The organism is Saliniramus fredricksonii (assembly GCF_900094735.1).
Taxonomy (GTDB): Bacteria; Pseudomonadota; Alphaproteobacteria; order Rhizobiales; family Beijerinckiaceae; genus Saliniramus; species Saliniramus fredricksonii.
Genome location: NZ_FMBM01000001.1, coordinates 604015 through 620130, shown reverse-complemented (window position 1 = coordinate 620130; position 16116 = coordinate 604015). Strand labels below are relative to the sequence as shown.

Here is a 16116-nt window from a genome sequence, read left to right as displayed (position 1 = left end):
CCGGAGCGGCCTTTTTCTTGCCGGGAACTGGTCAGCCGCGCGGTGGTCAGAGTACCGGGAGTCGCTTGTCGAGGCGGGCCTGGAGCGGATTATGCGCGCGAAAGACATAGTCGAGGCTGCGCACGGTCATGTCGCGCGCGCCGGCGGCTGCCAGGGCATCGGTGACGGCGAAGACGTGCCCGACCTCGCAATGCATCACCAGTTCGGCGGCATCAGGTGCCGAAAGCAGATGCGCCTCGAAGGCATTCGCTGCGGCGGCAACGGCGGCGCGCCGTTCCTGCGGCACCAGCGTGCGGACCTCGCGCACCCGGCGGGCTTCCTCCTGCGCCGCGATCCGGGTCAGGACGGCGCGCGCCGCCGCCCGCGCGGCTTCGCTCCAGGGGGCGCGCAGTGAGGCGGCGAGATTGGCCTGTGAACGCAGGATCACCCCGTCATCGAGCACCTTGAGCGCATTCGCGGCAAGCGTCGCGCCGGTGGTGGTGATATCGACGATGATCTCCGCCGCCCCGGAGGCCGGTGTGCCCTCCGTGGCACCCAGTGATTCGACGATGCGATAATCGGCGATGCCGTGGCGAGCAAAAAAGCTGCGGGTCAGGTTCACGTATTTGGTGGCGACGCGCATCTTGCGGCCCTGGCGGCTGCGCAGATCGACAGCGACCTCATCCAGATCGGCCATGCCCGAGACGTCGATCCACGCCTGCGGCGCGGCGACGACAACATTGGCGTGGCCGAAACCGAGCGGCGTGATCAGCGCGATGTCGTTATCGGCATCAGACGCCTGCTCGCGGATCAGATCCTCACCGGTGATGCCGAAATGCACCTCGCCGCGGACCAGATGGCCGACGATTTCGGAGGCCGAGAGAAAGGCGATTTCCACCTCCGGCATGCCCTTGACCGTGCCGCGATAACCGCGCGAACCGCGCGCCTTGGCGAATTCGAGACCGGCGCGGGCGAAGAACGCCGTGGCGTTTTCCTGCAGCCGTCCCTTGGAAGGCACGGCGATGACGAGCGGTGCGGCACTCATGCTGTCTCTCCCTGAACGGATGCGTCGACCGCAGCAGTGCCGGCACGGCAGGCGGCGATGCGATCGAGCCAGAACGCGCAGCCGATCGCCGGCAGCGACTGCCAGGGATCGAGATGGCGCGCCAGCCGGTCGTAGCGACCGCCACCGACGAGCGGTCTGGCCGCCGGGTCGGGATCGGCTGCGATATCGAAGATGAACCCGGTATAATAATCGAGATTACGCGCGAAATCGGCGCGAAAGCCGAGTTGCGCAGGATCGATCCCGTGCGCGGCCAGGAAACCGTTGCGCTCTTCGAACAGATCGAGTGCACAATCCATGGCGAGTCCCGCATCGGCGGCGAGCGCGCGTATTTGCGCAGCCGCCGCATCCGGATTGCCGGCAATGGCGAGATAGCGCCGCAGCACGGCCCGGGCTTCGGGGGCGATATCGCCGCCATGGCGACCGGCGCGGGCGAGGAAGCGCCGGGCGATATCCCCGGCGCTGCGCCCGCCGACGGAGGTGATGCCGGCGATCGAGAGCACGTCCTCGACGAAGGCGCGTGCCGCTTCCGGATCCTGCCCGGCGAGTGCGGCGAGCAGGCCCGCATGCCGCATCGCGCCGCTCTCGGCCTCATCCGTTTCCTCAGGCTCCGCGAGTGCGGCGGGACCCTCGCCGGCGACGATGGCGCGCATCAGCCGGGCCCTGGCGGCGGCGGGTATGTCGAGGACCGTGAGCAGAGCTTCGAGCAGGCCGACATCGCCCAGGGCAATCCGTTGCGGTGCGATGCCCAGACGGTCGAGCGCCTCGGTCGCAAGACCGAGCATTTCCGCGTCGGTGGCGGCGATGTCCCGGCGTCCGATCGATTCCACCCCGGCCTGCTGGAACTCTCCGGTCTCTCCCGCACGCAGGCGAAAGACCGGGCCACGATAGCAATATTGCGCCGGGGCCGCGTCGGTGGGTGACGCGGCGAGATGCGCGCGGCAGACGGGAATGGTATATTCGGGCCGCAGGCACAATTCGTTGCCGTTGGCGTCGAGGGTCACGAACATGCGTCGGCGCATCTCTTCGCCGGAGAGGTCGAGAAACAGTTCCGCCGGTTGCAGGACCGGCGGCTCGATCGCCGTGTAACCGGCGCCGGTAAACAGCGCCATCAGCATGTCGCCGGCGCGTATCTGTTCGGACATCGTCACTTCCGTTCTGGTCTCGTTGTCTCGCTTCCGGCTGCGCCGCGCACCTGACGCCGGCACTGCGAGCCGCAAGCCGCGCGCGGCGCAGCCTATAGCACGAAACCGTAAACGCAGTGCAATCATCCGCGAAATTGCACATCGGGTCGGGTGCGGCAGACTGCCCGTGCGGAAGCCGGTGGGGCGCCGAAGGTTTCGGATTTTGTGATAATTTTCAGCAATTTATGGATTTGCCTGTTTTTCGAGCATGCCGGAATGCAGGGCCGAATCATGGCGCCCGTGTGACGTTGCGGTGAAGAAAATCGAATTCGGGGGTTGCGGGAAAGAAGAGGATCGTGAAGGATAAGGCCAAGAAACGCGCAGCCCGGTTTTCGATTGGTCGGGCAACAGAGGGAGCGTGTCCACAGTGCTGAAAACTGCTGACGGAGTGACTGGTTCGGGTCACGTCTGCTTTGACAACGTGCAGAAAAGCTATGATGGCGAGACACTCGTCGTCAAAAATCTCAACCTCGACATTGCGCGCGGTGAGTTTCTCACGATGCTCGGGCCGTCTGGTTCGGGAAAGACGACGTGTCTGATGATGCTCGCGGGCTTCGAATCCGCGACCTTTGGCGAGATCCGGCTCGACGGCCAGCGCATCGACAATGTCGCCCCGCACAAGCGCGGCATCGGCATGGTGTTCCAGAATTATGCGCTTTTCCCGCATATGACGGTGGCGGAAAACCTGGCCTTCCCGCTGCGGGTTCGCAAGATGGGCAAGGCGGATGTCGAAGCGCGGGTGCAACGCGCCCTCGACATGGTCGAGCTCTCGGATTTCGGCGCGCGCATGCCGGCGCAGCTCTCGGGTGGCCAGCAGCAGCGTGTTGCCGTGGCCCGTGCGCTGGTCTTCGAGCCGGAGCTCGTCCTGATGGACGAGCCGCTCGGTGCGCTCGACAAGAACCTGCGCGAGCAGATGCAATACGAGATCAAGCATATCCACGACCAGCTCGGCGTCACCGTGGTCTATGTCACCCATGACCAGACCGAGGCATTGACCATGTCGAACCGCATCGCGGTCTTCAATGACGGCGTGGTGCAGCAGCTGGCATCACCGCCGGCTCTCTACGAGCGCCCGGAAAACGCCTTCGTCGCCGCCTTCATCGGCGAAAACAACAAGCTCATGGGCAAGGTCGAGGCGATCGACGGGGATACCTGCAAGGTCGTGCTCGACAATGGCGACAAGGTTACCGCGCTCAGGGTCAATGTCGGCGCAGTGGGGGATCGCACGACGCTGTCGCTGCGTCCCGAGCGCGTGGTGATCGCGCCGGAGGGCAGCGCCGATCTCGACAACGTCTTCGAGGCCGAGGTGCGTGAGCTGATCTATCTCGGCGACCATATCCGCACCCGGGTGAAGGTCTGCGGCAATGACGAGTTCATCGTCAAGGTGCCGAATTCCTCGCACAGCCCCGATCTGGCGCGTGGTGCGAAGGTGCGTATCGGCTGGATCACGCAGGATTGCCGCGCGCTGGATGCTTGATGCGCGCGCGGCGGATCAGGCGGGCCCGTCGGGTCCGCTCGGCAGGCGGCCCGCGTCTTTCGCGTGGCCCCGCAAGGAAGGCCGGATGGCGGATGACTGCCGTACCGGCGCGGAGCGCTCCTGAAGCGCTCCCCAACACAGGACTGGGAGAAACTGTATGTCCATGAAGAAACTTTCGATTCTTGCCGGCGGCGTCGCTGCGGCGGCGATCTCGGCGGGTGCATATGCGCAGGAGCCGGTCAACCTCACCATCGTCTCCTGGGGCGGCGCCTATACCGAGAGCCAGGTGCGCGCCTATCACGAGCCCTATATGGAAGAAAATCCGAATGTCGAGATCATCAATGATGACGGTTCGGCCAATGCATTGGCGGGTCTTCGTGCCCAGTCCCAGGCCGGCAACGTGACCTGGGATCTCGTCGACATGCTGCCTTCCGACGCGCAGCTCGCCTGCGACGAAGGTATCATCCTGCCGATCGATCACGACGAAATGCTTGCCCCGGCACCGGACGGCACCCCTGCCAGCGAGGATTTCCTCCCGGGCTCGCTGGGTGAGTGCTTCATCCCGCAGATCGTGTATTCCACGATTCTCGCCTATAACACCGACCTGTTCCCCGAAGACGCGCAGCCCGATGCGATCGAGGCGCTGTTTGATGTCGAGAACTATCCGGGCCGCCGCGCGCTGCAGGATCGTCCGGGCACGAACCTCGAATGGGCACTCTATGCCGATGGCGTTGCGCCGGAGGATATCTATGACGTGCTCGCCACGCCGGAGGGCCAGGACCGCGCCTTCGCCAAGCTCGACACCATCAAGGAACACATCGTCTTCTGGACCGAGGGTGCCCAGGCTCCCCAGCTCCTCGCTGACGAGGAAGTCGTGATGGCGACCGGTTATAATGGCCGTATCTTCAATGCCGCGCAGGTCGAGGGCCAGCCTTTCGACATTATCTGGGACGGCCAGATCGTCGAGTGGGACGGCTGGGTGGTTCCGGCTGACGGCGATAACGTCGATGCCGTGATGGACTATCTCTATTACGCCACCGACACGCAGCGTCTGGCGGATCAGGCCAAGTTCATCTCCTACGGCCCGGCGCGTGCGTCTTCCGCACCTCTCGTGGGCGAGCATGCCGATCTCGGGATCGACATGAACGAGCACATGCCGACCAATCCGGACAACTACTATTCGCCGATCGTTCTCGATAACGATTTCTGGACCGATTACGGCGATGAGCTGCGCGAGCGTTTCGCCAACTGGATGCTCCAGTAAGGCTTGTCGCCCGATCCGACTTTCAGGTGGGGGCGTTCGCGCGCCCCCACCCATCAAGAACAAGCGTGATCGCACGCATGAATGCGACCGGTGGAGACGAGATGCATGGCACAGGCTGATGCAGGAAATGCCGATCTGATGCAGGATGCTTCCGGCCAGATGGTCACGGCGGATGGCGTCCCTCTCAAGCTGAGCCTGAAACGGGCCGAGCGCCAGCGCAAGCTGATGGCCCTCGCTCTGGTCTTGCCGCTGCTGCTTTTCCTTCTCGTCGTCTTCATCTTCCCCATTGGTCAGATGATGTGGCGCAGCGTCGACAACCCGCAGGTCGTCAACGCGCTACCGCAGACGCTCGAGGCGCTTCAGGGGTGGGATGGCGAAGAGCTTCCCGGCGAAGAGGTCTATGCCGCCCTCGCCGCCGATTTTCGCCGTGACATGGAACGTCCGCGCCGCGATCAGTTTTCCGGGCCGCTCGGCGTGCGCCTGAATTATGAATTGTCCGCTGCCCGCGGCGCTGTCGCACGCACTGTGCGCAAGGTTCCCGATTTTGAACCGCCTTACAAGGAAGCCTTCCTCGATTCGCACCGGCTTTGGGGCGATGTCGCGCTCTGGCGCGTGATCGAGCGCGAGGGTCGACCGCTGACGAGCGCCTATTACGTCGCCGCGCTCGACCGTCAGTTCAATGACGAGGGCGAAATCGAGCTGCGCGACGAAAACCGGCGGATCTACACGGATCTCTATATCCGCACGCTGGGACTGTCGATCACGATCACGGTGCTGACGATTCTGCTCGGCTTTCCGATCGCCTATTACATGTCGATCCTGCCGATGCGCTATTCGAACCTCTTGATGATCTTCGTCCTGTTGCCGTTCTGGACCTCACTGCTGGTGCGCACCACGGCCTGGATCGTGCTCCTGCAGCAGCAGGGAGTGATCAACGAATCGCTGATTGCCGTCGGCATCATTGGTGAGGACGGGCGATTCTCCCTGATGTACAACATGTTCGGCACCATCATCGCGATGACGCATATCCTGCTGCCGTTCATGGTGCTGCCGCTCTATTCGGTGATGCGCACGATCCCGCCCTCCTACATGCGCGCGGCCAAGAGCCTCGGGGCCACGCCATTCACGGCGTTCCGCAAGGTCTATCTGCCCCAGACGCTGCCGGGAATCGGTGCCGGCGCGGTGCTCGTCTTCATCATCTCGATCGGCTACTACATCACCCCCGCCCTCGTCGGCGGCCAGTCGGGCCGGATGATCTCGAACGAGATTGCGCGACACATGCAGCAATCACTGAACTGGGGCCTCGCGGCCGCACTCGGGACGATTCTGCTGCTCGGCGTTCTGGTGCTCTACTGGGCCTATAACCGCCTTGTCGGCGCCGACAACCTGAAACTCGGCTGAGGGGAGACGAAGCCATGGCACTGCCCTCCTACGCCACGCGCGGCGAGCGCATCTGGTACTACACGTTCCGGGTCATCTGCGGTCTGATCTTCTTCTTCCTGATCGCGCCGATCATCATCATGGTCCCGCTGAGTTTCAATTCGCAGCCCTATTTCACGTTCTCGCGCGAGATGCTGACCTTCGACCCGGCGGGCTATTCCCTGCGCTGGTACGAGGATCTGTTCACCTCGGAGAGCTGGATGCGCTCGATCCAGAACTCCTTCCTCATCGGCATCGCCTCCACCATTCTGGCGACGACGCTCGGCACCCTGGCCGCGCTGGGGCTCAGCCGTCCGCACATGCCCTACAAGGGGCTGATCATGGGGATCCTGATTTCCCCGATGATCGTGCCGCTGATCATTTCGGCGGCGGGGATGTTCTTCTTCTTCTCCTCGATCGGTCTGGCCCAGACCTTCCCCGGCGTGATTCTGGCCCATACTGCGCTCGGCACACCCTTCGTGGTGATCACGGTGACGGCGACGCTGGTCGGGTTCGACCATTCCCTCACGCGGGCGGCCTCGAATCTCGGCGCCTCGCCCAGTTACGCCTTCTTCAAGATCACCATGCCGCTGATCCTGCCCGGCGTGATCTCGGGCGCGCTGTTTGCCTTCATCACCTCTTTCGACGAGATCGTGATCGTGCTCTTCGTCGCCGGCGTCGAGCAGCGCACCATCCCGCGCGAGATGTGGTCGGGTATCCGCGAGCAGATCAGCCCGACGATTCTCGCCGTGGCGACAATTCTCGTGGCGCTGTCGATCGCGCTGCTCACCACGATCGAGCTGCTGCGCCGCCGCTCGGAACGGATCCGGGGGGTAACGTTACGATGAGACACGCGTCCACCCGGTCGCTGGCCTGATCAGACGATTCGGTATTTCGGAGATCGCCAGACAAAAAGCCCGGCCCGTGGTGAACGAGCCGGACCTTTCTCGCGTTGAGGCGTCGGACGCCGCATCGCGGCCTCAGGCCGCTTGCGCCTCATCCTTCTGCGCGTCGATCGTGCGCGTTCCGGTCTCGCCCCCGATCGGGATCAGGCGTGGCTTCTTGGCTTCCGGGATCTCGCGGACGAGATCGACATGCAGGAGCCCGTTTTCGAGGCTGGCACCCCGCACCTGAACGCCGTCGGCGAGCTGGAAGCGACGCTCGAAGGAGCGCGCGGCGATGCCCTGATGCAGCATCTCGGCCTTGCGAGTGGTCTCGCTTTCCTGCTTCGCGCCACGGATCGCGAGCACATGCTCCTTGACCTCGATGGTCAGGTCATCCTGCGTGAAGCCGGCCACCGCGACGCTGATGCGGTAATCGTTCTCGCTGGTGCGCTCGATATTGTAGGGCGGATAGGTCGGCGCGCTCTCGACACCGGCGAACTGGTCGAGGGCGGAAAACAGCCGGTCGAAACCGACGGTGTTGCGATAAAGCGGGGACAGGTCGAACTGTCTCATGGCACATTCTCCTTGAGCAACATGCGTTTGAATGATCCGCCGAATGGCCGGATCGGTTGTCCGCGCCGCCATCATGGCCGACGCTGATCGTGAGGTGGGAACCGTAAATCCGCATTTCAAGAGCGCGACGGTCGGCTGCCCACGATCCGCTGGACCGCGCCGCCGGCCTGGATTAAGCCTGTCCACGGAGGTTGTGATGCAGCTCGTCGAAACCGCGTCGAATACGATCCCCGATGGCGGGCAGGTGATGCGCGTGACCGCGCGCGATGGCGCGCCCTTGCGCGCGGTCTACTGGCCGGCGCGATGCGAGGAGCCGCTGGGCACGGTCTGCATCCTGCAGGGGCGGGCCGAATTCATCGAGAAATATTGCGAGACCGTGGCAGACCTGCTGGCGCGCGGCTTTGCCGTCGTCACCTTCGACTGGCGGGGCCAGGGGCGCTCCTACCGGGCCTTGCGCCAGGCCAGGAAGGGCCATATCGGGAGTTTCCGGCACTTCCACCGTGACATGCTCGCGATCCGGGAGCGCGTTCTGGAGCGCCTGTGTCCGCGCCCGTTCTTCGCCCTCGCCCATTCCATGGGCGGTGCCATCGCCCTCGACATGGCGCGGCGGGGCATGTCGCCTTTCGAACGGATGGTACTCTGCGCACCGATGCTCGGGATCGCGCGTCTGGGCTCACCGCGGCGCACAGCCGTGATGGCGCGGGCGGTTGCGGGGCTCGGCCTCGGGCGCTTGTGGATTCCCGGCGGTGGCGCCACCTCGCAAACAACCCGCCCCTTCGACGGCAATCCGCTCACCAGCGATCCCGAGCGCTATGCCCGCAATGCCGATCTTGCATCGGCTCTGGGCGACGGCGCCATCGGCGAGCCGACCATCGGCTGGGTCGCCGCGGCCTTCAGGCTCATGGCGCAATTGCAGGAACCGCGTGCGGCGCTGGATATCCGCATTCCGACCCTGATCATCGGCGCCGGAGCCGATGCGATTGTCGATACCCGGGCCACGGAGCGTTTCGGCCAGGGGCTCAAGGGCGGCGGCGTGATCGTCATACCCGGCGCGCGCCACGAGATCCTGATGGAGCGCGATCAGATCCGCGATCAGCTCTTCGCTGCCTTCGACGCCTTCATTCCCGGCACGCATCCGGGCGAGAGCAGCCCGGCGCGGGCCGGGCCGGCGGTCGGCGCGGTCTGACCCTCAACGCCCCGCGAGCAGTGCCAGCGCCTGTTCATGCACGCGCCGATCACCGGCTGCGATGATCGCCCCGCCCCTGGTCGGATCGCCCCCGTCCCAGCTGGTAACGATGCCGCCCGCACCCTCGATGATCGGGATCAGCGCCACGATGTCATAGGGTTTGAGCCCGTTTTCGATGACGAGATCGACATGCCCGGCAGCCACCATGCAATAGGCGTAGCAATCACAGCCGAACCGCGTCAGGCGGGCTTTCGCCTGGACCCGGGCGAAGGCATCGGCCGCATTGCCGGTGAACATGTCGGGCGTCGTCGCCATGAGGGTAGCGCCGCCGATATCCGGGCAGTCGCGGGTGATCAGCGTGCGGGAGGCATGCGGTCCTTGATAATGCGCTGCACCGCCATCGCCGGAGAAGCGCTCGCCGATGAATGGCTGGTGCATCATCCCGAAACCGGGCTTGCCATGGTGCGTCAGCCCGATCAGGGTGCCCCAGAGCGGCAGGCCCGACATGAAGGCGCGGGTGCCGTCGATCGGATCGAGCACCCAGACGTATTCGGCCTCGTCGTTCTCGGAACCGAATTCCTCGCCGATGATGCCGTGACCCGGAAAATGCTGCCTGATCATGTGCCGCATGACCGATTCGCCGGCGCGATCGGCTTCGGTCACGGGATCGAAATCAGCGCCCGACGATTTGTCGCCGACCGACAGCGCCGTGCGGAAGAAGGGCAGGATCGCGCGCCCGGAATGTGTCGCAAGATCGGACACGAAACTGGAAAATTCGATCAGGCTCATGCTGGCCATCCTTTCTTCGAGCGCACGCCGGCACGCCCCACCGTGCGCTTTTACCAACCGGGGCGCATCCGGCAAGCCCCCTGCATGACCCTTGCGCGAAGCCTGCCCCAACCGCGACAAGGTAAAGGGGGGAACGTCATGTCACATCCGCAGATGGCCCTGACCGGACGCGGATGAACGGAGAGTGCGATGGTCGAGGGTGAGAGGCCCGTCGGAAGAACGGGCGCAGGGCCGGAGACGGCGCCGGGCAGGATGCGGGCGATGACGCGCGGCACTGTCGTTGCCGTCCTCGCGGCGCTGATCGCAACCTATATGATCAGCCAGTTCCAGCGCAGCGCCATCGGTGTGATCGGGCCGGATCTCGCGCGCGAACTCGCCCTTGATGCCAGCCGGCTCGGCTTTCTCTCATCCGCCTTCTTTCTCAGTTTCGCCCTTGCGCAGATTCCCGTGGGCATCGCCATCGACCGATACGGTGCGCGCGCCACGCTGATCGTGAGCGCCGCTATCGCCCTTGCGGGCAGTCTGCTGTTTGCCATGGCACAGACCGGAACCGGATTGATCGCCGCGCGCGCGCTGATCGGGCTCGGCTGCTCCAGTTTCTTCATGGGGCCGCTGGCGATTTATGCGCGCCGTTTCCCGCCCGAGCGCTTCGCCATTCTCACCAGCCTGACGCTGGGCGCCGGTTCGCTCGGCACGCTGGTCGCGACGGCGCCGCTCGCGGCGGTCTCGGCCTGGATCGGCTGGCGCGGCGCCTTTTTCGGCATGGCCGGGCTGACGGCGTTGATCATTCTCGCCGTGATGGTGTCCTTGCCGGTCCGGCGCAGCAGCGAGGAGCCGGCGCGCGAGAGCTGGGCCGAGGCCGTGAAGGGGGTCGGGGAAGCCCTGCGCGTGCGCTCCTTCTGGCAGGTCTTTGCCCTGCATGCCACGACCTATTCCGCTTTCGCCTGCATCGTCGGGCTGTGGGCGGGCCCCTGGCTGAGTGACGTCTATGGTGCGGGGCTGCAGGAACGCGGCAATCTGATCCTGATCGCCGCTGCGGCCCAGATTATCGGGATCTTCGCCTGGGGCGCGGCGGATCGCTGGTTTCGAAGCTACCGGCGCCAGGCCCTCACCGGCGGCATCATCGCGACGGGCCTGTTGCTCGTGGCCGGTCTCGTGCAGCTCGAAGGCTTTGCTCTGACGGCCTGGCTGATCCTGTTCGGTTTCGCCTTCGGCTATGTCCCGATCGTGACGTCACACGGCAAGGCGCTGTTCCCGCAACGGCTGACCGGGCGCGGCATCACCCTCATGAACATCGCCACGATGGGCGGCGTCTTCGTCTCACAAGCCCTGACCGGGTTGCTCGTCGCGCAGTTTTCCCCCGATCCGGCCGGCGGTTATCCGGCCCAGGCCTATCATGCGGTCTTCCTCGCACTTGCCGGCGCGCTGGCGCTGGCCCTTGTCTTCTACAGCCGCGCCATCGACCCGCATCCGAGCCGCCCCTGAGCCGGCTGCGCGCGAAACCCTTGACGCGCCCGGCGCGGCGTGGTTTTCGACATGGGTTTCGCGCATTCCCGCCTGCCGATCCGGCCAATGCCGGCGTGCCCGGTCGGCTGACCATCCGAGAAAGCAAAGTTCCCGCCATGATCCGCTCCCCCCTGATGACCGTGATGCTCGATGCCGTGATGAAGGCCTCGCGCAATCTCAAGCGCGATTTCGGCGAGGTCGAGAATCTCCAGGTCTCCCGCAAGGGGCCGGGGGACTTCGTCTCCGTCGCCGATCACCGCGCCGAGAAGACCCTGCGCGAGGCGCTCGAGAAGGCGCGGCCCGGCTACGGCTTCAAGCTCGAGGAGGCCGGTGTCGTCGAAGGCACCGACAAAAGCCATGTCTGGCATGTCGATCCTCTCGACGGCACGACGAATTTCCTGCACGGAATCCCGCATTTCGCGATTTCCGTCGGCCTCGAGCGCGAGGGCCAGATCGTGGCAGGGGTGATCTACGATCCGATCAAGGACGAGATCTTTGCTGCGGAAAAGGGCCAGGGCGCGTTCATGAACAACCGGCGGCTGCGTGTCGCCGCGCGCCAGGAGATGATCGAGGCCGTGATCGCCTGCGGCATCCCCTTCATCGGGCGCGGCAACCATCCCCAGTTCCTCGCCGAACTCGGCGCCGTGATGGCCGCGACAGCCGGTGTGCGCCGCATGGGCTCTGCCGCGCTCGACCTCGCCTATGTGGCGGCAGGGCGCTATGACGGCTACTGGGAGCGCCATCTCGCCAGCCATGACATCGCCGCAGGACTGATCCTGGTGCGTGAGGCGGGCGGCTATGTCAGCGATACCGAGGGCGGCGCCGACATGCTGACCAAGGGCTCGGTGCTGTGCGGCAACGAGACGATCCAGCGCGAACTGCTCAGAATCATCCGCCGCGCAGCAGCTTGAGGTGGTGGCGACGGTCTTGTGCGTGCAAGCAAAGGAAGCGTCAATCTTTTGCGTCTAACATTGATGTCTTCCGCAGCGTCAGGCGCATTGCGGGATTCGTGTGTTCAGACCTCGGACCGGCGCAACAATGGACAGCCCTACTTCGCAGGAGCCTATCGAGATCCGGGTGGACGGTGACTTCGAGGCCTGCAGCGCCTGGTGGCACGATCTCCAGAACGGTGCCGTGGCTTCACCCTATCAAAGGCACTGCTGGACGCGGGCCTGGTGGGCGCATTGTGAAGCGCGCAATCGCGGCAATCTGCGTATCGTCAGTCTTTTCCGCGAGGGCACGCCGCTGGCGGTGATGCCGCTCGTGCTGGAGCGCAGCCTCGGGCTGAACGTGGCCTATCCCGTCGGTGCCCGGCATTTCAACTGGCAGATCCCGCTGTGGAATTCCGTGAGCGTGGCGCGGTTGACGGCGCTCGAGCGTGACCATCTGATGCAGCGCATCGGCGCGGTCATCAGCGCGGATACCATCGTCTATCCGAACATGCCCGAAACATGGAGCGGGCGGGAGAATCCCTTCCTCGCCCCCGGTGCGACACCCAGCCCGAGCGCGAGCTACCGCCTCGATCTGCAGCCCGATTTCGAGGCCCTGGCTCTGGCGCGCCGCTCGCGCAAGGCCCTGAAACTGCTGCGACGCAAGCGTGCCCACCTGGAGAATGCCGCCGGGCCCGTACAGTTCAGGCGCGCCCGGGATATCGCCACGTGCCGGCGGGTGCTCCTCGCGGCAATAGCGCAGCGGGATGCGCGCAAGCAGGCCTGCGGGATTCCGAGCTTTTTCGACAGGCCGGGAGCGGCGGCCTTCATGCAGGAACTCCTCGAAGCCGGCTGCGAAAAGACCATCCGTGACGCGCCCATGAGCGCTTTCCATCTCCTCGCCGGCGACGACATCATCGCGACCTATTTCGGCGTATGCCTGAACGGCGATTTCAGCTGCTTCACGAATTCCTTCGATATGGCCTACGAGAAATTCAGCCCCGGCGATCTCGCCCTGCACGATCTGATCGCGCATGCCTGTGCCGAGGGCCTGACCGGGCTCGACCTCGGCGTCGGTGACGAGCGTTACAAGCAGGCCTGGTGCGACCCGATCACGCTTTGTGAGAGCAGCACGGCGATCACGGCGCGCGGTCGCATCTACGATCGCGCCCTGCGCTTTTCACGCGACGGGAAGCGTGCCTTTAAGCAGAATCGCAGGCTCTGGGACGGCTGGCGCGCCGTCCGGCGGGTGGCGGCGCGCGCCTTCGCCTGAAGCAGGATGGGCTTTGCCTGGAGCAGGAAGGGCCCGGCATGCCGGGTTCAATACGCCCCTTTGGGGAATTCGAGCCCCATTTCGCGGTAGCGCTCGGGATCGTCCGCCCAGTTCTCGCGGACTTTCACGAAGAGGAAGAGATGGACGGGGCATTCCGCCGCTTCGGCGATCTCGACGCGGGCGGCCTGGCCGATGGCGCGGATGGTCTGTCCGCCCTTGCCGAGCACGATCTTGCGCTGGCTTTCCCGGGCCACGAAGACGGTCTGCTCGATGCGTACCGAGCCATCCTTGCGGTTCTCCCAGCTCTCGGTAACGACATGCGCGTCATAGGGCAGTTCCTGATGCAGCCGGTCGTAGATCTTCTCGCGGGTGATCTCGGCGGCCAGCACGCGCAGGGGGGCCTCCGAGACCTGATCCTCGGGATAGAGCCAAGGCCCTTCCGGCATCAGGCCGGCGAGTGTGGTGTTGAGATCGTCCACGCCGTCGCCGCGCAGGGCGGAGATCATGAAGGTATGGTCGAAACCGGCTTTCTCGTTGGCCGCGGCCGCAAGCGCCAGCAGGCTGTCGCGGGCCACCAGATCGATTTTATTGAGGATCAGGATCTTCGGCTGGCGGACTTCACCGAGCTTTTCCAGGATCGCCTCCGCCTCCGCGTCGATGCCGCGTCGTGCATCGATCAGCAGGCAGACCACATCCGCATCCGCCGCACCGCCCCAGGCGGAGGTGACCATCGCCCGGTCGAGCCGCCGGCGCGGCTTGAAGATGCCCGGCGTATCGACGAAGATGATCTGCGCCTGCCCGGCCATGGCGATGCCGCGCACCAGTGCGCGGGTGGTCTGCACCTTGCGCGAGACGATCGAGACCTTGGAGCCGACAAGCTGGTTCAGGAGTGTCGACTTGCCGGCATTCGGCGCGCCGATCAGGGCGACGAAACCAGCGCGGGTGGGGGTGTCAGACACGCGCCTCTTCCTTTCTCAGACCGAGCGAAACCAGAGCTTTCTCCGCCGCATCCTGTTCGGCGGCGCGCTTGCTGGTGCCGGTGCCGCGCACGGGGGTCACCCCGTCGCCGATGACCTCGATGGTGAAGCTGGGGGCGTGTTCCGGCCCGCTGCGCTCCACGAGTGCATAACGCGGCGGTTCGCCGCCACGTCCCTGAATCCATTCCTGCAGCGCGGTCTTCGGGTCGCGGCGTGTGCGGGCCGAGCCCTCGAGAGCGTCGCTGAAGCCGTTTTGCACCACCGCCCGCGCGCAGGCGAAGCCTCCATCGACATAGACCGCTCCGATCACCGATTCGCAGATATCGGCGAGGATCGAGCGGTTGGCGCGGCTGGCCGTGCGCGCCACACCGGGTCCGAAGACGATATGCGGCCCCACATCCCAGTTCTCTGCCACCTGTGCACAGGTCTCGCGGCGCACGAGTTCCGAGAGCCGGCGCGAAAGCTCACCTTCCTTGCTCTCGGGGAAGCGGTGGAACAGGATATCGGCGATCATCAGACCGAGGACGCGGTCGCCCAGGAACTCCAGGCGCTGGTAGTTCACCATCCGCCCATCTGCAGTGCGGGCCACGCTGGTATGCGTCAGCGCCTCTTCAAGCAGGGCGATGTCGGCGAATTGGTGGCCGATGCGGGTTTCGAGCCCGGAGAGATCGGTTCTGCCGCTGCGCCTCGTCATGATGGCTTCCTCGTCTGACGCTCCCGGTTCGCCCCCCGCACAGCCGGTCTCATTCGATCCCGGTGAACAGGCGGTCCCAGCGCACGGTGAGAGGCCATTCCCACACCCGCCAGCCGGAAGCGCCCTCCTCCAGCGAGAAGAAGATGATCTCCGCGCGGCCCACGAAATTCTCGAGCGGAACATAGCCCACCGCGCGCAATTCACGCGAATCGGTGGAATTGTCGCGGTTGTCGCCCATCATGAAGAAATGGCCCTCGGGCACTTCATAGAGTTCGGTATTGTCCCAGAAGCCGCGATCGTTTTCGCGCTCGATGATGAAATACGACACCCCATTGGGCAAAGTCTCGCGATAGCGCGTCGCCTCGGTGGTGCGCCCGAACGCATCGCGCGCGCGATAGGTACCCGCCGGCTCGCGCGCCACCATCTCGCCGTTGATATGCAGCCGGCCATCGATCATCTGCACCGTATCTCCGGGCAGACCGATCACGCGCTTGATGTAATCGGTGCTGTTGTCCGTGGGCAGCTTGAAGACGGCGATATCGCCGCGCTCGGGCTCGGAGGAGAAGATCCGGCCTTCGAAGAGTGGCGGGCTGAAGGGCAGGGAATGGCGCGAATAGCCGTAGGAATATTTCGAGACGAACAGATAGTCGCCCACGAGCAGGGTCGGAATCAGCGATCCCGACGGAATGTTGAAGGGCTGGAACAGCAGCGTGCGGATCACCACCGCGATGAGAAGCGCCTGGATGATGACCTTGACGGATTCATAAACGGAATTCTCGTCCTTGGCCGGCTTGTTTTTGGGTTTTTCGCTCACGCTTTCGTCCACATCGCCGCAGGCGCGCACCGCAGCGGTCGCGCAACATCCTCGAGAAAACCCCGCCCGTCCGGTGTCTAGCCCGATCCGGGTGTGTAGTCCATG

At 64.9% G+C, this 16116-nt stretch carries 15 protein-coding genes; 8 read left to right on the top strand and 7 right to left on the bottom strand.

The window, feature by feature from the left end; genetic code table 11:
• Positions 1-46 precede the first annotated feature (46 nt).
• Together hisG and GA0071312_RS02815 are read right to left on the bottom strand one after the other, a co-directional pair.
• Entirely contained in the window at positions 47-1024 is a 978-nt protein-coding gene (hisG, locus tag GA0071312_RS02820) for an ATP phosphoribosyltransferase (RefSeq protein ID WP_074443530.1), read from the bottom strand.
• Positions 1021-2187 (bottom strand): ATP phosphoribosyltransferase regulatory subunit, encoded by a 1167-nt coding sequence (locus GA0071312_RS02815; RefSeq protein WP_074443529.1) that lies wholly within the window; start codon positions 2185-2187, stop codon positions 1021-1023. The genes hisG and GA0071312_RS02815 overlap by 4 nt, the downstream gene beginning before the upstream one ends.
• A gap of 406 nt (positions 2188-2593) precedes the next feature.
• Between GA0071312_RS02815 and GA0071312_RS02810 the strand changes: the two genes are divergently transcribed.
• The 4 genes from GA0071312_RS02810 (at position 2594) to GA0071312_RS02795 (ending at position 7234) form a co-directional block, all read left to right on the top strand.
• A complete protein-coding gene (locus GA0071312_RS02810) occupies positions 2594-3703 on the top strand; it encodes an ABC transporter ATP-binding protein (protein WP_238947066.1) in 1110 nt (369 codons plus the stop codon).
• Between the two features lie 157 nt (positions 3704-3860).
• Positions 3861-4967, top strand: a complete 1107-nt coding sequence (locus tag GA0071312_RS02805) for an ABC transporter substrate-binding protein (RefSeq protein ID WP_238947065.1) — start codon at positions 3861-3863, stop codon at positions 4965-4967.
• A 105-nt stretch (positions 4968-5072) separates the two neighbouring features.
• On the top strand, positions 5073-6368 hold the full coding sequence (locus tag GA0071312_RS02800; protein WP_238947064.1) for an ABC transporter permease: 1296 nt from the start codon (positions 5073-5075) through the stop codon (positions 6366-6368).
• A 14-nt stretch (positions 6369-6382) separates the two neighbouring features.
• Positions 6383-7234 (top strand): ABC transporter permease, encoded by an 852-nt coding sequence (locus GA0071312_RS02795; RefSeq protein WP_074443527.1) that lies wholly within the window; start codon positions 6383-6385, stop codon positions 7232-7234.
• Positions 7235-7366: 132 nt separating this feature from the next.
• On the opposite strand, the gene GA0071312_RS02790 is transcribed toward GA0071312_RS02795, so the two are convergent.
• A complete protein-coding gene (locus GA0071312_RS02790; RefSeq protein ID WP_074443526.1) occupies positions 7367-7843 on the bottom strand; it encodes an Hsp20 family protein in 477 nt (158 codons plus the stop codon).
• 196 nt (positions 7844-8039) lie between these two features.
• On the opposite strand from GA0071312_RS02790, the gene GA0071312_RS02785 reads away from it, so the two are divergent.
• The gene (locus GA0071312_RS02785; RefSeq protein WP_074443525.1) at positions 8040-9029 is read left to right on the top strand and encodes an alpha/beta fold hydrolase; all 990 of its coding nucleotides are present in this window, start codon (positions 8040-8042) and stop codon (positions 9027-9029) included.
• Between the two features lie 3 nt (positions 9030-9032).
• Here GA0071312_RS02785 and hisN read toward each other — a convergent pair whose 3' ends face one another.
• Positions 9033-9818: a histidinol-phosphatase gene (gene hisN, locus GA0071312_RS02780; RefSeq protein WP_074443524.1), complete on the bottom strand. Its 786-nt coding sequence runs from the start codon at positions 9816-9818 to the stop codon at positions 9033-9035.
• A gap of 261 nt (positions 9819-10079) precedes the next feature.
• On the opposite strand from hisN, the gene GA0071312_RS02775 reads away from it, so the two are divergent.
• The 3 genes from GA0071312_RS02775 to GA0071312_RS02765 all read left to right on the top strand — a co-directional run bounded on the left by GA0071312_RS02775 (position 10080) and on the right by GA0071312_RS02765 (position 13526).
• The gene (locus GA0071312_RS02775; RefSeq protein WP_238947063.1) at positions 10080-11303 is read left to right on the top strand and encodes an MFS transporter; all 1224 of its coding nucleotides are present in this window, start codon (positions 10080-10082) and stop codon (positions 11301-11303) included.
• A gap of 137 nt (positions 11304-11440) precedes the next feature.
• Positions 11441-12235, top strand: a complete 795-nt coding sequence (locus GA0071312_RS02770) for an inositol monophosphatase family protein (RefSeq protein WP_074443523.1) — start codon at positions 11441-11443, stop codon at positions 12233-12235.
• Between the two features lie 127 nt (positions 12236-12362).
• Entirely contained in the window at positions 12363-13526 is a 1164-nt protein-coding gene (locus tag GA0071312_RS02765; RefSeq protein ID WP_083204249.1) for a GNAT family N-acetyltransferase, read from the top strand.
• A 47-nt stretch (positions 13527-13573) separates the two neighbouring features.
• Here GA0071312_RS02765 and era read toward each other — a convergent pair whose 3' ends face one another.
• From era to lepB, 3 genes are read right to left on the bottom strand one after another with little or no spacing between them, the layout of a single operon-like run.
• Complete coding sequence (gene era, locus GA0071312_RS02760) at positions 13574-14485, bottom strand: GTPase Era (RefSeq protein ID WP_074443521.1); 912 nt, start codon at positions 14483-14485, stop codon at positions 13574-13576.
• Positions 14478-15197: a ribonuclease III gene (gene rnc / locus GA0071312_RS02755; protein ID WP_108721785.1), complete on the bottom strand. Its 720-nt coding sequence runs from the start codon at positions 15195-15197 to the stop codon at positions 14478-14480. Before rnc ends, era begins: the two co-directional genes overlap by 8 nt.
• Before the next feature lie 49 nt (positions 15198-15246).
• Positions 15247-16011: a signal peptidase I gene (gene lepB / locus GA0071312_RS02750; protein WP_074444160.1), complete on the bottom strand. Its 765-nt coding sequence runs from the start codon at positions 16009-16011 to the stop codon at positions 15247-15249.
• Positions 16012-16116 lie beyond the last annotated feature (105 nt).

Excerpts from the sequence above, each read along its gene's own strand:
- rnc (WP_108721785.1), bottom strand. The coding sequence starts at position 15,197 with ATGACGAGGCGCAGCGGCAGAACCGATCTCTCCGGGCTCGAAACCCGC.
- GA0071312_RS02800 (WP_238947064.1), top strand. The coding sequence starts at position 5,073 with ATGGCACAGGCTGATGCAGGAAATGCCGATCTGATGCAGGATGCTTCC.
- hisN (WP_074443524.1), bottom strand. The coding sequence starts at position 9,818 with ATGAGCCTGATCGAATTTTCCAGTTTCGTGTCCGATCTTGCGACACAT.
- GA0071312_RS02770 (WP_074443523.1), top strand. The coding sequence starts at position 11,441 with ATGATCCGCTCCCCCCTGATGACCGTGATGCTCGATGCCGTGATGAAG.
- GA0071312_RS02805 (WP_238947065.1), top strand. The coding sequence starts at position 3,861 with ATGTCCATGAAGAAACTTTCGATTCTTGCCGGCGGCGTCGCTGCGGCG.
- GA0071312_RS02790 (WP_074443526.1), bottom strand. The coding sequence starts at position 7,843 with ATGAGACAGTTCGACCTGTCCCCGCTTTATCGCAACACCGTCGGTTTC.
- GA0071312_RS02775 (WP_238947063.1), top strand. The coding sequence starts at position 10,080 with ATGACGCGCGGCACTGTCGTTGCCGTCCTCGCGGCGCTGATCGCAACC.
- GA0071312_RS02785 (WP_074443525.1), top strand. The coding sequence starts at position 8,040 with ATGCAGCTCGTCGAAACCGCGTCGAATACGATCCCCGATGGCGGGCAG.
- GA0071312_RS02765 (WP_083204249.1), top strand. The coding sequence starts at position 12,363 with ATGGACAGCCCTACTTCGCAGGAGCCTATCGAGATCCGGGTGGACGGT.
- hisG (WP_074443530.1), bottom strand. The coding sequence starts at position 1,024 with ATGAGTGCCGCACCGCTCGTCATCGCCGTGCCTTCCAAGGGACGGCTG.
- GA0071312_RS02795 (WP_074443527.1), top strand. The coding sequence starts at position 6,383 with ATGGCACTGCCCTCCTACGCCACGCGCGGCGAGCGCATCTGGTACTAC.
- GA0071312_RS02815 (WP_074443529.1), bottom strand. The coding sequence starts at position 2,187 with ATGTCCGAACAGATACGCGCCGGCGACATGCTGATGGCGCTGTTTACC.